General features: G+C 65.8%; 15 protein-coding genes and 4 tRNA genes. All 19 read left to right on the plus strand.

Going from position 1 to position 12,319, the window contains the following annotated elements; all coding sequences use genetic code 11:
• The first annotated feature begins 25 nt into the window (after window positions 1-25).
• The gene (gene pth / locus NTV05_00525) at window positions 26-604 is read left to right on the plus strand and encodes an aminoacyl-tRNA hydrolase (GenBank protein ID MCX6542882.1); all 579 of its coding nucleotides are present in this window, start codon (window positions 26-28) and stop codon (window positions 602-604) included.
• Between the two features lie 69 nt (window positions 605-673).
• A complete protein-coding gene (rpsF, locus tag NTV05_00530) occupies window positions 674-1,114 on the plus strand; it encodes a 30S ribosomal protein S6 (GenBank protein ID MCX6542883.1) in 441 nt (146 codons plus the stop codon).
• A gap of 2 nt (window positions 1,115-1,116) precedes the next feature.
• Complete coding sequence (gene rpsR / locus NTV05_00535; protein ID MCX6542884.1) at window positions 1,117-1,422, plus strand: 30S ribosomal protein S18; 306 nt, start codon at window positions 1,117-1,119, stop codon at window positions 1,420-1,422.
• 8 nt (window positions 1,423-1,430) lie between these two features.
• The gene (rplI, locus tag NTV05_00540) at window positions 1,431-1,889 is read left to right on the plus strand and encodes a 50S ribosomal protein L9 (GenBank protein ID MCX6542885.1); all 459 of its coding nucleotides are present in this window, start codon (window positions 1,431-1,433) and stop codon (window positions 1,887-1,889) included.
• 113 nt (window positions 1,890-2,002) lie between these two features.
• On the plus strand, window positions 2,003-3,343 hold the full coding sequence (gene dnaB / locus NTV05_00545; GenBank protein ID MCX6542886.1) for a replicative DNA helicase: 1,341 nt from the start codon (window positions 2,003-2,005) through the stop codon (window positions 3,341-3,343).
• A 108-nt stretch (window positions 3,344-3,451) separates the two neighbouring features.
• Window positions 3,452-4,831 carry a DNA repair protein RadA gene (radA, locus tag NTV05_00550; GenBank protein MCX6542887.1) on the plus strand — a complete coding sequence of 460 codons (1,380 nt, stop codon included), beginning with the start codon at window positions 3,452-3,454 and terminating at the stop codon, window positions 4,829-4,831.
• 186 nt (window positions 4,832-5,017) lie between these two features.
• Complete coding sequence (locus NTV05_00555; GenBank protein MCX6542888.1) at window positions 5,018-6,037, plus strand: PIN domain nuclease; 1,020 nt, start codon at window positions 5,018-5,020, stop codon at window positions 6,035-6,037.
• On the plus strand, window positions 6,034-6,801 hold the full coding sequence (locus tag NTV05_00560; protein ID MCX6542889.1) for a lysophospholipid acyltransferase family protein: 768 nt from the start codon (window positions 6,034-6,036) through the stop codon (window positions 6,799-6,801). The genes NTV05_00555 and NTV05_00560 overlap by 4 nt, the downstream gene beginning before the upstream one ends.
• Window positions 6,786-6,935, plus strand: coding sequence for a hypothetical protein (locus NTV05_00565; GenBank protein ID MCX6542890.1), 150 nt, complete (start codon window positions 6,786-6,788; stop codon window positions 6,933-6,935). The genes NTV05_00560 and NTV05_00565 overlap by 16 nt, the downstream gene beginning before the upstream one ends.
• 1 nt (window position 6,936) lies before the next feature.
• A complete protein-coding gene (ispD, locus tag NTV05_00570) occupies window positions 6,937-8,127 on the plus strand; it encodes a 2-C-methyl-D-erythritol 4-phosphate cytidylyltransferase (GenBank protein MCX6542891.1) in 1,191 nt (396 codons plus the stop codon).
• Window positions 8,128-8,132: 5 nt separating this feature from the next.
• Window positions 8,133-9,638, plus strand: a complete 1,506-nt coding sequence (gltX, locus tag NTV05_00575; protein ID MCX6542892.1) for a glutamate--tRNA ligase — start codon at window positions 8,133-8,135, stop codon at window positions 9,636-9,638.
• Window positions 9,632-10,351: a 23S rRNA (guanosine(2251)-2'-O)-methyltransferase RlmB gene (rlmB, locus tag NTV05_00580; protein MCX6542893.1), complete on the plus strand. Its 720-nt coding sequence runs from the start codon at window positions 9,632-9,634 to the stop codon at window positions 10,349-10,351. The genes gltX and rlmB overlap by 7 nt, the downstream gene beginning before the upstream one ends.
• A 116-nt stretch (window positions 10,352-10,467) precedes the next feature.
• Complete coding sequence (locus NTV05_00585; protein MCX6542894.1) at window positions 10,468-10,701, plus strand: DNA-binding protein; 234 nt, start codon at window positions 10,468-10,470, stop codon at window positions 10,699-10,701.
• Window positions 10,698-11,132 carry a type II toxin-antitoxin system VapC family toxin gene (locus NTV05_00590; GenBank protein ID MCX6542895.1) on the plus strand — a complete coding sequence of 145 codons (435 nt, stop codon included), beginning with the start codon at window positions 10,698-10,700 and terminating at the stop codon, window positions 11,130-11,132. Before NTV05_00585 ends, NTV05_00590 begins: the two co-directional genes overlap by 4 nt.
• Before the next feature lie 254 nt (window positions 11,133-11,386).
• Window positions 11,387-11,463 (plus strand) — tRNA-Thr (locus NTV05_00595).
• 101 nt (window positions 11,464-11,564) lie between these two features.
• A tRNA-Tyr gene (locus NTV05_00600) sits at window positions 11,565-11,651 on the plus strand.
• 260 nt (window positions 11,652-11,911) lie between these two features.
• A tRNA-Gly gene (locus tag NTV05_00605) sits at window positions 11,912-11,986 on the plus strand.
• A gap of 96 nt (window positions 11,987-12,082) precedes the next feature.
• A tRNA-Thr gene (locus NTV05_00610) sits at window positions 12,083-12,158 on the plus strand.
• A gap of 33 nt (window positions 12,159-12,191) precedes the next feature.
• The coding region (locus NTV05_00615; GenBank protein MCX6542896.1) for a GTP-binding protein at window positions 12,192-12,319 on the plus strand (128 nt) is incomplete at its 3' end.

The following is a 12,319-nucleotide window of genomic DNA, read 5'->3' on the forward strand; positions in this document are numbered from 1 at the left end:
GGCAACGAAGAGCCGCACGCCTGCTGTGAAGCTGATCGTCGGTCTTGGCAATCCGGGGCGAAGCTACCACGGGACACGGCACAACGTCGGGTTCGCGGTCGCCGACCAGTTGGCGCGCCGGCGCGAAGTGGCGTTCGAGCAGGCCCGGGCCAACGCACTGACGGCTCGCGTCGGAACGGGTGCCGCGACGCTGTTCTTCGTCAAGCCGCTCACGATGATGAATCTGAGCGGCGAGGCCGTGGGCGAGTTGGCGCACTTCTACAAGATCGACCCGTCGGACATCATCGCGGTGGCCGACGATGTCAACCTGCCGCTGGGGCGATTGCGCCTGCGCGGCAGCGGATCGGCGGGCGGGCACAACGGGTTCCGTTCGATCATCGCGTGCCTGGGTTCGGACCTGTTCCCGCGGCTGCGCGTCGGAGTGGGGCGCGGCGATCCGCGCCGCGATCTGGCGGACCACGTGCTCGCGCGGTTCGATCCGGATGAGACAGAGGAAGTCGAGCGCGCGATTGCCCGGGCTGCCGACGCCGTGGACACGTTCCTCGCGGAGGGCATCAAGGCAGCCATGAATCGGTTCAACCGGGCGGAGGATTCCGCCCCCTAACTCCTTGCCATCCGCCTTCGCCGCTTCGCGGCTATGGCGAGATGGCCGACACTGGCCAGAAGGAGCAGCATGAGTCAGAAGCGACTGTACGAACTGATCTACATCGTGTCGCCCGACGCGACCGAGCAGGCGGTCACCGATCTGCATACGCAGGTCGAGTCGATCGTCACCCGGCTGCAGGGCGAGATGGTGAAGACCGAGAACTGGGGACGCCGGCGCCTGGCGTACCACATCGGCAGGCACCGCGAGGGCACCTACGTGCTCGAAGTGTTCAACGGCACCGGCGAATTGACGAAGGAACTGGACCGCCGGCTCAAGGTCACCGACAGCGTCATCCGGCACCTGCTCGTGCGGGTGGACGAAGATCTCAAGGTCGCGGAGCGCAACCGGGCCCGCCGCCAGGCCGAAGCCGACGAGCGGGTGGCCAAGGGGCTGCCGCCGCTCGGTCAGGGACGGCGCCGGAACAGCGATGACGCGGATGACGACGGGAACGACCGGGCGGAGGTATAACGATGGCTGACGAACGAGGATCCTCTCGACACTCGTCCGGCCCCAAGGGCCGTGGCGCTTCGCGCGGAGGCGACAAGGGCGGCCCGCGCCGCTCGATGTTCCGCCGCCGCAAGGTCTGCAAGTTCTGCACGGACAAGATCGATCACATCGATTACAAGGACGTGAAGATGCTGCAGCCCTTCATTCCCGAACGCGCGAAGATCATCCCGCGCCGGATCTCCGGCGTGTGTGCGATGCATCAACGCAAGCTGCAGATTGCCATCAAACGGGCGCGCCTGCTGGCCATGCTGCCCTACGTGACGGATTAGGGGTCGCCATGGAAATCATTCTTCGTGAACACGTCGAGAATCTGGGCCGCCGCGGCGACGTCGTGAAGGTCGCCGACGGCTACGCCCGCAACTTCCTGCTGCCGCGCAAGCTCGCGTTGCTGGCAAACCCGGCGAACGTGAAGATCGTGGAGCGTCAGCGGAAGCTCGCCGAGGCGAAGGAACTGGCCGAACGGTCGGTCGCCGAAGCCTACGCCGTTCGCCTGGCGCACGCCGACATCGCCATCGCCCGACGGGTCGGCGAGAACGACACGCTCTACGGGTCGGTCACCGCGGCCGACATCGCCGACGACCTCATGGCCAAGGGGTTCGAGGTGGACAAACGCAAGATCGATCTGGACGAACCGCTCAAGCAACTGGGTGAGTTCACCGTGCCGATCAAGCTCCACCGTGACGTCGTGGCGCAGTTGAGGGTCAAGGTCACGGCGCTCGAAGCGGCCAAAGAGTAGCGCCGCCCTCAGGAGAAGAAGCAAGGAGCAGGAAGTAAGGGTTCTTGCTTCTTGCTTCTGATTCCAGGGTTCTGGCCGCTTGTTCAGATACGGTTCTCTCCCGGAACCCGCCCATGAACGACCCCACCACCGACCGCCCGCTCCCGCATAACCTCGAAGCCGAGCGCGCGGTGCTGGGTGCCATCCTGCTGAACGCCGAAGCGATCCACCAGGCGGTCGAGTACATCAAGGACGTCGACTTCTTCCGCGATGCGCACCGGCGCATGTTCGCGAAGATGCTCAGCCTGATGGAACACGGTCAGGCCATCGACTTCATCACGCTGAAAGACGAACTGGGGCGAACCGGCGAACTCGACCGGGTGGGCGGGCCCGCGTACATCAGTTCGCTGGTCGACGGCCTGCCGCACGGGATCAACGTCGCGGAGTACGCGCGGATCGTCAAGCAGAAGGCGACGCTGCGCGAGCTGATTCATACCGCCAACCGGGTCCTGGGCGCCGCGTATGCGGCCGAAGAAGACGCCGAGACGGTAATCGACGAAGCGGAACGCGACATCTTCAAGATCGCCGAGGGATCCATCCACGGCGGGTTCGTGCCCATGCGCGACCTCGCAAATGCGGGCTTCGCGGCCGTGGAACAGGCTCACGCGAGAAAGCAGCTCATCACGGGCGTGCCCACCGGCTTCAAGGAACTCGACGAGATGCTGGCCGGGCTCCAGCCGTCAGACCTGATCATCGTGGCCGCGAGGCCGGCCATGGGCAAGACGAGCCTGGTCCTCAATATCGCGCAGTACGTCGGGACCAAGAAGGCGATGACGGTCGGGTTCTTCAGCCTCGAAATGTCGAAAGAGCAGCTGTTCCTGCGCATGCTCACGTCGGAAGCCGCGATTGACGGCCACCGCCTGCGGACCGGGTTCCTCGGCGAGCGCGACTGGCCGAAGCTGACCGACGCCATGTCGACGCTGACCCAGGCGCAGGTCTACATCGACGACACCGCGTCGATTGGCGTCCTGGAGATGCGCGCGAAGGCGAGGCGCCTCAAAGCCGAACACGGTCTCGACCTCATCGTCATCGACTACATCCAGCTGATGCAGGGCCGCGGCCGATTCGAGAACCGGGTCACCGAGCTGGCGTCGATCTCGAGAGGGTTGAAAGGGCTGGCCAAGGAGCTCAACGTGCCGGTGGTCGTGCTGTCGCAGTTGAGCCGCGCGCCGGAGAACCGCCCGAACAGGCGGCCTCAGTTGTCGGACCTGCGGGAATCCGGCGCCCTCGAACAGGATGCTGACGTCGTCATTATGATCTACCGGGAAGATATGTACGAGGCGACGGAGGAGAACCAGGGCGTGGCCGAACTCATCGTGGCCAAGCAGCGCAACGGCCCGACCGGTACGGTGAGACTCGCCTTCATCCGCGAGTACACGCGGTTCGAGAACCTCGAGTGGAAGCCGCCCGCCTGATTGATCACTCGCGGAGTGATTATTTCTGAAATGCGAATCCGGCCGGCGCAATAATGACTCCCGGAGTGATTACGCCCGGAGGGATTGTTCCTCGTGCACGGGGGCCCCGTGAAACAAGCAAAGACCGTCTTCGTGTGCCAGGACTGCGGATCGCAGTCGCAGAAATGGCTGGGCCGCTGCCCGGAGTGCGGCGCCTGGAACTCGTTCGTGGAAGAACGCCCGGTCGTTGAAGGCCCGGCTCCCGGCTCGAATCGCTTCTCGTCGGCCGCCGGCAACACCGCGCGGCTGTACTCCGAGATCGAGACCGCCAACTTCCCCAGGATGACCACGGGCATCGACGAGTTCGATCGGGTGCTTGGCGGCGGCATCGTGCCCGGATCGCTGGTGTTGCTGGGCGGCGAGCCTGGCATCGGCAAGTCGACGTTGTTGCTTCAGACCGCCTCGTACGTGGCCCGCACGTCCGGGCCGGTCCTCTACAGTTCGGGCGAGGAATCCGAACACCAGATCAAGTCGCGGGGCGAGCGGCTCGGCGTCGGCGACGCCCCCTTGTACCTGCTGGCTGAAACGGGTCTCGAACGCGTGCTCGAGGAGATGGCGCGGATCCGGCCGGCGCTGGTCATCGTCGATTCGATCCAGACCGTGTTCTCGTTCCGCATGCAATCGGCGCCGGGCAGTATCGGCCAGGTTCGCGAGGCGGCGACCCAGCTGCTGTTCGCGGCCAAGGCTCAGAACGTGCCGACTTTCCTGGTCGGCCACGTCACAAAGGAAGGCAGTCTCGCCGGTCCCAAGGCGCTCGAGCACATTGTCGATACGGTGCTGTACTTCGAAGGCGAGCGCCATCACGCCCACCGAATCGTCAGAGCGGCAAAGAACCGGTTCGGAGCCGTGAGCGAGATGGGCGTGTTCGAAATGACGGCGGCGGGGCTTCGGCCCGTGGCGAACCCCTCCGCGCTCTTCCTGGCGGAGCGGCCGAGCGGCACGCCCGGTTCGGCCGTGCTCTGCTGTATCGAAGGATCGCGGCCGATCCTCGCGGAAGTGCAGGCGCTGGTCAGCACGAGCTCGTACGGATACGCCAAGCGCACCGCCGTGGGCCTCGACCAGAACCGGCTCTCGCTGCTGCTGGCGGTTCTGGAGAAACGCGCGGGGCTGCAGTTGGGCGGTGACGATGTGTTCGCGAACCTGGCGGGCGGATTGAGTGTCGACGAGCCGGCGGTGGATCTGGCGGTCGTGGCCGCGGTCGCCTCGAGTGCCAGAAACCGTGCCGTCGGCGCCGGCATTGCCGTGTTCGGCGAAGTCGGCCTGGCCGGAGAGGTGCGGGCCGTCACCCAGGCGTCCAGGCGCGTGCGGGAAGCCGCCCTGATGGGATTCAGCCGCTGCGTGATGCCGGCCGCCAACGTCGATCCGACTGACCCGGGCCTCGCCGGGATTGAGTGCGACCTGGTCGGCGTCAGGACGGTGCAAGAGGCGCTCGATCATTTGCTCGTGTAATCATTCGAAGAACGGCGACGGCAATTGCCCAAGTAATTGCCGCCAGAACTCTCAACCGCCGCTATAGTTGGGTGGGAACGGAGGGCCACCGCCGTCGGCTGTCGGCCACTGACTGCTGGCTACTGGCTGCTTCTGGAACGCCTCTTCCTTGCCGGAGTCGCCGGTGCCGCGGGGACATTTCAGCCGATCTCCGGCGCGGGCGTCGTGGTCAACGTGGCAAGCGGCGCCGGGCTGGCGCTGGTCGGAATCTTCTGTGAATGGCGGCTGCGCGTCGTCAGCGTCGCCCACCTGCTGGGCGCCATGATTGGAGGCTCAATCGGCCTCGTCTTCGCCAACGTCCTCGGCGCCGGCCTTTTCTGGTTCGGCACCACCGACACCCGGATCGAGTTTCTCCACAGCTTCGTGTATCTGGCGATGACGTATCTCGGACTCGTGGTCGGAGGCCGCCACGGCGAGTGGCTGGAGCCCACGAGGCTGATTACGCTGTTCCGAGCGGCAGGCCCGCAGCGCCGCTATAAGGTGCTCGATACCAGCGTCATCATCGATGGCCGCGTCGCCGATGTCTGCGAGACCGGATTCCTCGACGGGACCCTGGTCATCCCTCAGTTCGTGCTGAAGGAACTCCAGCAGATCGCCGATTCCAGCGACACGATGCGCCGCAACCGCGGCCGGCGCGGGCTCGACATTCTTCAGAAGATCCAGAAGATGACGGGCGCCGAAGTCATGATCTCCGACATTGATTTCCCTGAGGTGCGGGAGGTCGATCTCAAACTGATCGAGCTGGCCCGGTCGCTCCAGGGCAAGATCGTCACCAACGACTTCAATCTGAACAAGGTGGCGCAGCTACGCGGTGTCGCGGTCCTGAACATCAATGAGCTGGCCAACGCCCTCAAGCCCGTCGTGCTGCCAGGCGAGTCGATGAAGGTCTTCATCCTCAAGGAAGGCAAGGAGTACAGCCAGGGCGTCGCCTACCTCGACGACGGCACGATGGTGGTGGTGGACAATGCGCGAAAGCTGATTGGGAAGACCATCGACATCGTGGTGACCAGCGTCCTGCAGACGACCGCGGGGAAGATGATCTTCGGCCGGTTCATCGACCCGGGCGGACCGCCGGCGCAGACCGTGGAGCGTGACGACGCCGCGCGCCGTTCGAAGAACGGGCCGCATCCAGCAGGGCCGCCTGCCGCAGGGCCAGACGGCAAGTGACCTTGCCTTCTTTCCACTGGTGGCGGACGGTAGTCGTCCTGATCCCGGCGATCACGGTCTACACGATCGTGTTCGGGACCCTGTCGCTGTTCTCAAGCTTCGTCGATCGCAGCGGGCGGTTCGCGCATCGGTGCGCGCGAGGGTGGTCTCGGATGATCCTGGTGACCACCGGCGTTCAGGTGGAGGTGCGGGGGCTGGAACAGTTGACGCCGGGCGCGACCTACGTCTTCGTGTCGAACCACCAGAGCATCTACGACATTCCGGTCGTGTTCTGGGCGCTGCCCTTTCAACTGCGGATCATCGCCAAACAGTCGCTCGGGTCGATCCCGTTTTTCGGCTGGCACCTCCGGCACACCGGGCATCTGCTCGTCGACAGGAGCCACTCTGATACGGCGGCCATTCTCAAGCGGTGGCGCGAGTTGATCGGCGACGGGTTATCGCTCATCATCTTTCCCGAGGGCACGCGCAGCGTCGATGGGCGCGTCGGGCGGTTCAAGGCCGGCAGCTTCCTGCTGGCCATGGAGGCCCGGCTGCCGATCGTCCCGGTGTCGATCACCGGCACGCGGCTCGTGATGCGAAAGGGCTTCCTGACGGTGCGGCCCGGCCACGTCATGCTGACCGTGCACGCGCCCGTCAGCACCGCCGAGGGATCGGAGCACTCCGACATGCCCGCCGCCATCACGCTTGCCGAGCAGGTGCGATCGGTGGTTGAGGCACGCGTGGTGGCGGAAGATCGGAACATCGGAACATGGCCATCGAATTGACAGTGTCGCCGGATCTGGCGTCGATCCTGCGGATCGGCGCGTTCGCCTGCGACATCACGCGTGTACTCGACATGACCTCGGCGCGCTACGCGCCGTTCGCGGGGGGCGTCGAGACCTGCCGGTGGGTGATCTGACATGTACGTCGCGGCAATCATTGCGGCAGGCGGACGGGGTGAGCGGCTCGGGGCCGGGCGCCCAAAGCAGTTGATCGAGATCGCGGGGCAGCCGATGCTCCAGCGATCGGCGCAGTTGCTGGCAGCGCATCCCGAGGTGACCGAGATCGTGGTGGTGCTGCCACCCGACCTTGTCGGCCGCCCGCCGAACTATCTGCTGACGCTCGGGAAGCCCGTGCGCATCGTCGAGGGCGGCCGGCGCCGGCAGGATTCCGTGGCCAACGGTTTTGACGTCGTGCAGGAGCGCGCCGACATCATCCTGATCCACGACGCCGCCCGTCCGTTTGCGAGCGCCGATCTGATTTCGCGGACGATTGCGGCCGCCGTCGAGACAGGTGCGGCGCTGGCCGCCCTGCCTGCGAGCGACACCGTCAAGCTGGCTTCGGGCGAGACGCCACCGCAGGGGCCGTTGGTGGAGCGGACGATTCCGCGGGACCGCGTGTACCTGGCGCAGACGCCGCAGGCCTTCCGCACCGATGTCTTGCGGGCGGCGATTGCCGCGGGCCGCGCAGGAGTTCTCGCGACCGACGAGGCGGCGCTGGCCGAAGCGGCCGGGTATCCGGTACGGCTGGTGATGGGTGACGCCACCAATCTCAAGATCACGACCATGGACGACCTGACTGTCGCACGTGCTCTGACGGAGCGTCGAGGAGCGGTCGCCGGTATCCGCATCGGCGCCGGCTACGATCTGCATCGGCTCGTCGAGGGGCGATTACTGATTCTGGGCGGTGTGACCATCCCCGCCGAGCGTGGGCTGGCAGGGCATTCCGACGCCGACGTGCTGTCGCACGCCCTGACAGACGCCGTGCTTGGCGCGGTGGCCATGGGTGATATCGGCCGTCACTTCCCCGACACCGATCCCCAGTGGAAAGGCGCGTCGAGCCTCGCGATGCTGGCGCATGCCGTGGCGCTGGCGCGCGGAGCCGGCTATCTGGTCAGCAACGTCGACGCCGTCGTGATCGCCGAACACCCCAGGCTCTCTCCGCACATTGATGAGATTCGCGAGAGCCTCGCCACAGTGCTGGGCGTGGAAGTCAGCCGCGTCAGCGTGAAGGGCAAGACCAACGAGGGTGTCGGCGAGATCGGGCGAGGCGAGGCCATGGCCGTCCATGCCGTGGCCGTGCTCGTGGAACAGCGGGTCAAGGAGACGTAGTGGACATGCGCCTGCGATTTGCGCCGAGCCCCACTGGGCTCCTTCACGTCGGGAATGCCCGCACGGCACTATTCAACTGGCTGCTGGCCAGAGGCGGCGGAGGCACGTTCATACTTCGCATCGAAGACACCGACGTCCAGCGATCGACGCGCGAGTCCGAGGCGGGGATTCTGGAAGACTTGCGGTGGATGGGGCTTACCTGGGACGAAGGCCCCGATGTCGGCGGTCCGCATGGGCCCTACCGGCAATCGGAGCGGCTCGGCTTGTACGCGTCGTACGCACGAGCGTTGATCGAGCAGGGGGCAGCCTACCACTGCTTCTGTACGACTGAACAGATCGAGGCCGATCGCCGCGCGGCGATGGAGGCGGGGCGTCCGCCGAAATATGTCGGACGTTGCCGCGACCTGCCGCCGGACCAGGCGAGCGAAAGGGTGGCGGCCGGAGAGTCGGCCGTCATTCGTCTCCGCGTGCCTGAGAACCGGGACGTGACGTTTCAGGACGTCGTGCGAGGAGAGGTTCGGTTCAGCACGGACGTGATCGGCGATCCCGTCCTCGTGCGGTCCGACGGCAATCCTGCGTACAACTTCACGGTGGTCATCGATGATGCGCTGATGGCGATCACGCACGTCATCCGCGGCGAGGATCACATCTCGAACACGCCACGGCAGGTGCTGCTGTACGAGGCGCTCGGCTTTCAGCCGCCGGTGTTCGCGCATCTGGCGCTCGTGCTGGGTCCGGATCACGCGCCCCTTTCCAAACGGCATGGCGCGACGTCGGTCGCGGAATTCCGCGCGCGTGGCTACCTGCCCGAGTCCCTGGTGAACTACCTCGCGCTGCTCGGATGGTCGCCTGGCGGGGGTGATGAACTGCTGGACATCCGGGAACTGGCGCGGCGATTCGCGCTCGAGTCCGTGGGTCACAGCGCCGCCGTGTTCGATCGGGAGAAGCTCGCCTGGGTCAATCGCCACTATCTGCGCCTGGCGAGTCCGGGCCGGCTGACTGACCTTGCGCTGCCGAGTTTCCGTGCGGCGGGATATCTATTGAACGATTCGCCTGAGGCCCGCGCGTTCATCGAATCGGTTGTGCCGATGGCGAGTGACTCTGTCGATCGGGTCGATCAGATGCCGGAGCGGCTGCGGTTCCTGTTTGTCTTCGATCCGGCCGAGGCGCTGGGGCGGGATGATGTCGGCGACGTGCTGCGGGAGCCTGGCGCGCGAGAGGTGATTGACCAACTGGCGCGGGAGCTGGCGGATGCCGGGCGGCTCGACCGCGAGGCGTTTCGCGCGGCGGCCGCGCGGGTGAAGCAGGCGACCGGCCACAAGGGCAAGCATCTGTTCCACCCGATTCGCGTGGCGCTGACGGGCGAAGCTGGCGGGCCGGAGCTTGATCTGGCCGTGCCGGCGATCGACCGCGGAGCGGAGTTGTCCGCGTCGTGTGGTCTATCTCCCATTGTGGGATGCGCGGAACGCGCCGCGAAGCTTGCGGAGGCGATGAAGGGGCGTCCTTGCTGATCTACGGTCTCAATCCTGTCCTCGAAGCGCTACGCGCCGGGCGCGTCATTGCGGTCCGCATGTCGTCGTCTGATCGCGAACGGCTGCGCGCCGTCCGGCAGTTGGCGGAATCGGCAGGCGTTGCGGTGCGGTCGGCCGAGGCCGCTGAACTCGATCGGGCGGCGCGAGGCGGCGTGCACCAGGGCGTTGTCGCCGAACTGCGTGACGCAGAGCAGTACACGCCGCAGGAACTAGTGGCGTCGGCGAAGGGCGCGCCGCTGCTGGTCGTGCTCGACGGCATCGAGGATCCGCACAATCTGGGCGCCATCGTTCGCAGTGTCGATGCCGCCGGCGCCGACGGCATCATTCGTCAGACCCGCCACGCCGCTCGTCTGGACGGCGCGGCCGCGAAAGCGTCGGCCGGTGCGGTGGCGCACGTGAAGGTCGCCGAGGTCGTCAACATCTCCCGCGCGATAGGGGAGCTCAAGGACGCTGGCGTGTGGACCATTGGTCTCGACGCGGACGCGAGCGAGACGCACGACCAGATCGATCTGACGCTTCCCACCGCCATCGTACTGGGTGCGGAGGGGCAGGGATTGCGCCGGCTCGTGCGCGAGTCGTGCGACCGCCTGGTCTCCATCCCGATGCGGGGCCACGTCTCGAGCCTCAACGTCTCGGTAGCCGCCGCGGTCGTGCTGTTCGAGGCCGTGCGGCAGCGATCGAAGCGACGCTGACCCCTCAACTCAGTTTCGTCGCACCTTCAGCCCGCACAACGATCGGCGCCGGACCCGTTGGTCTGGCGCAGACACGGCGGCCATGCTATCGTTGATATCATCAGGGAGGAGTGACCGTGGCGCAACTCATCGTTCGCAACGTGGACCCTGGCGTCGTCCGAGAACTCAAGCTTCGGGCGGCCCGCGGCGGCCGCTCCGCCGAGGCAGAGCACCGGGCCATCCTTCGCGAAGCCGTTGGAGCCACGTCCATGCGACGAGGCCTCAAGGACCTGCTCCAGAACATGCCGGACGTTGGCGAGGACACGGACTTCCAACGACCGCGCGACCTCGGTCGTAGGACCAGGCTGTGAGCTATCTGATCGACACCAACGTCATTTCCGAGCTCCGCAAAGGCGTGCGAGCCGACCGGCGCGTGATCGACTGGTTTGCGGGACTGGTGGAGGGCGATCTCTACATGAGCGTCCTGACGGTGGGCGAGATCCGGAAGGGGATCGAGCGCATCCGGCGTCGGGATCGACATGCGGCCGCGCCGCTCGAGCGGTGGCTGCACGAGGTTATCGAGGCCCATCGAGACCGCATCCTGCCGATCGATCAGGCGGTGGCGGAGGAATGGGGCAGGCTGAGCGTGCCAGACCCCCTTCCGGCGGTTGATGGCCTGCTCGCGGCGACCGCTGCGGTGCACGGCCTGGTGCTGGTCACGCGCAACGTGAAGGATCTTCTGCGCGCGGGCGTTTCTCTGTTGAATCCGTTCGAACAGGTCCCAACCCACCGTCAGAAATGACGCGGCCTCCCGTCGCCCCACGCGCCGGTCGCTCGACTCTCTCGGTCGAGACGCATCACTCGGGGGAATAACCGATCTCTGTCTTCCTGGCGCCCAGACCAGATTCGTGACTATAATGATTGGTTGCACCCCTGCACGATGATCTCCCGGGGTGATGAGTGTGTCGTTTTAGCCTCACGTGCGGAACGGGTGTAATAAAGGCCTCGTTTGGTTGCGATGTGGCACGCAACCTGCTAAGCTTGGAGTTTCGTCTGGCTGGCGTAGCTCAGTCCGGTAGAGCGGCTGATTTGTAATCAGCGGGTCGGGGGTTCAAATCCCTCCGCCAGCTCCACTGTTCGGGGTGGCTGGGGAAAGAAACCCTCTACGCGCCGTGGTGCGCGCCGACGGGCGCGGTTCGTGGGAGTGATTCTGGCCGGGCAGAACACGGGATGCGGGGAGGTTGCAGAGCGGTCAAATGCAACAGACTGTAAATCTGTCGGCCATGCGCCTTCGGAGGTTCGAATCCTCCCCTCCCCACCAGCCTTCGCTCGCGCGGCGAGTGAAGGCTGTCCGCCGAAGCCCGTAGGGCGAAGGAGGACCGTAGCGTGAGCTTCGGCTGGCATCGCCCAGTCGCAGATGAGGCAGGCGGAGGCGGACGATTCGCGAGCTACGGCTGGGCAGGCCAGCGCGTTGGATAGTCAGGTCGACAGACGGTGGTGGGCGGTTGCGCAGCGAGCAGGCAGGCGGGCTTGCCTCGCCGAAGTGACGCGAAGAAGAGCGCAGGCCGGAACGGAACGAAGGCGGGAGTAACTCAGTGGTAGAGTTACAGCCTTCCAAGCTGTTGGTCGCGGGTTCGATCCCCGTCTCCCGCTCCATTCGCCTCCGCGCCCGGGCGACGTTGTAGGGGCGCTACGGCGAATGTCCGCCGAAGCGCGTTGCGCGAAGGCGGACGAGGTAGGTTGGTTTTTCTTGCCGATGTAGCTCAGTCGGCAGAGCGCGTCCTTGGTAAGGACGAGGTCACCGGTTCGAATCCGGTCATCGGCTCCACTCAGGTAGGCGACATATTTCGGGAGACCAGCCATGGGGAAAGAGAAGTTCGACCGGTCGAAACCGCATGTGAACGTGGGGACCATCGGGCACATTGACCACGGGAAGACGACGCTGACGGCGGCGTTGACGAAAGTGGCCTCGATGAAGGGCTGGGCGAA

Source organism: Acidobacteriota bacterium, from assembly GCA_026393755.1.
In the GTDB taxonomy this organism is placed as follows: domain Bacteria; phylum Acidobacteriota; class Vicinamibacteria; order Vicinamibacterales; family JAKQTR01; genus JBAXOX01.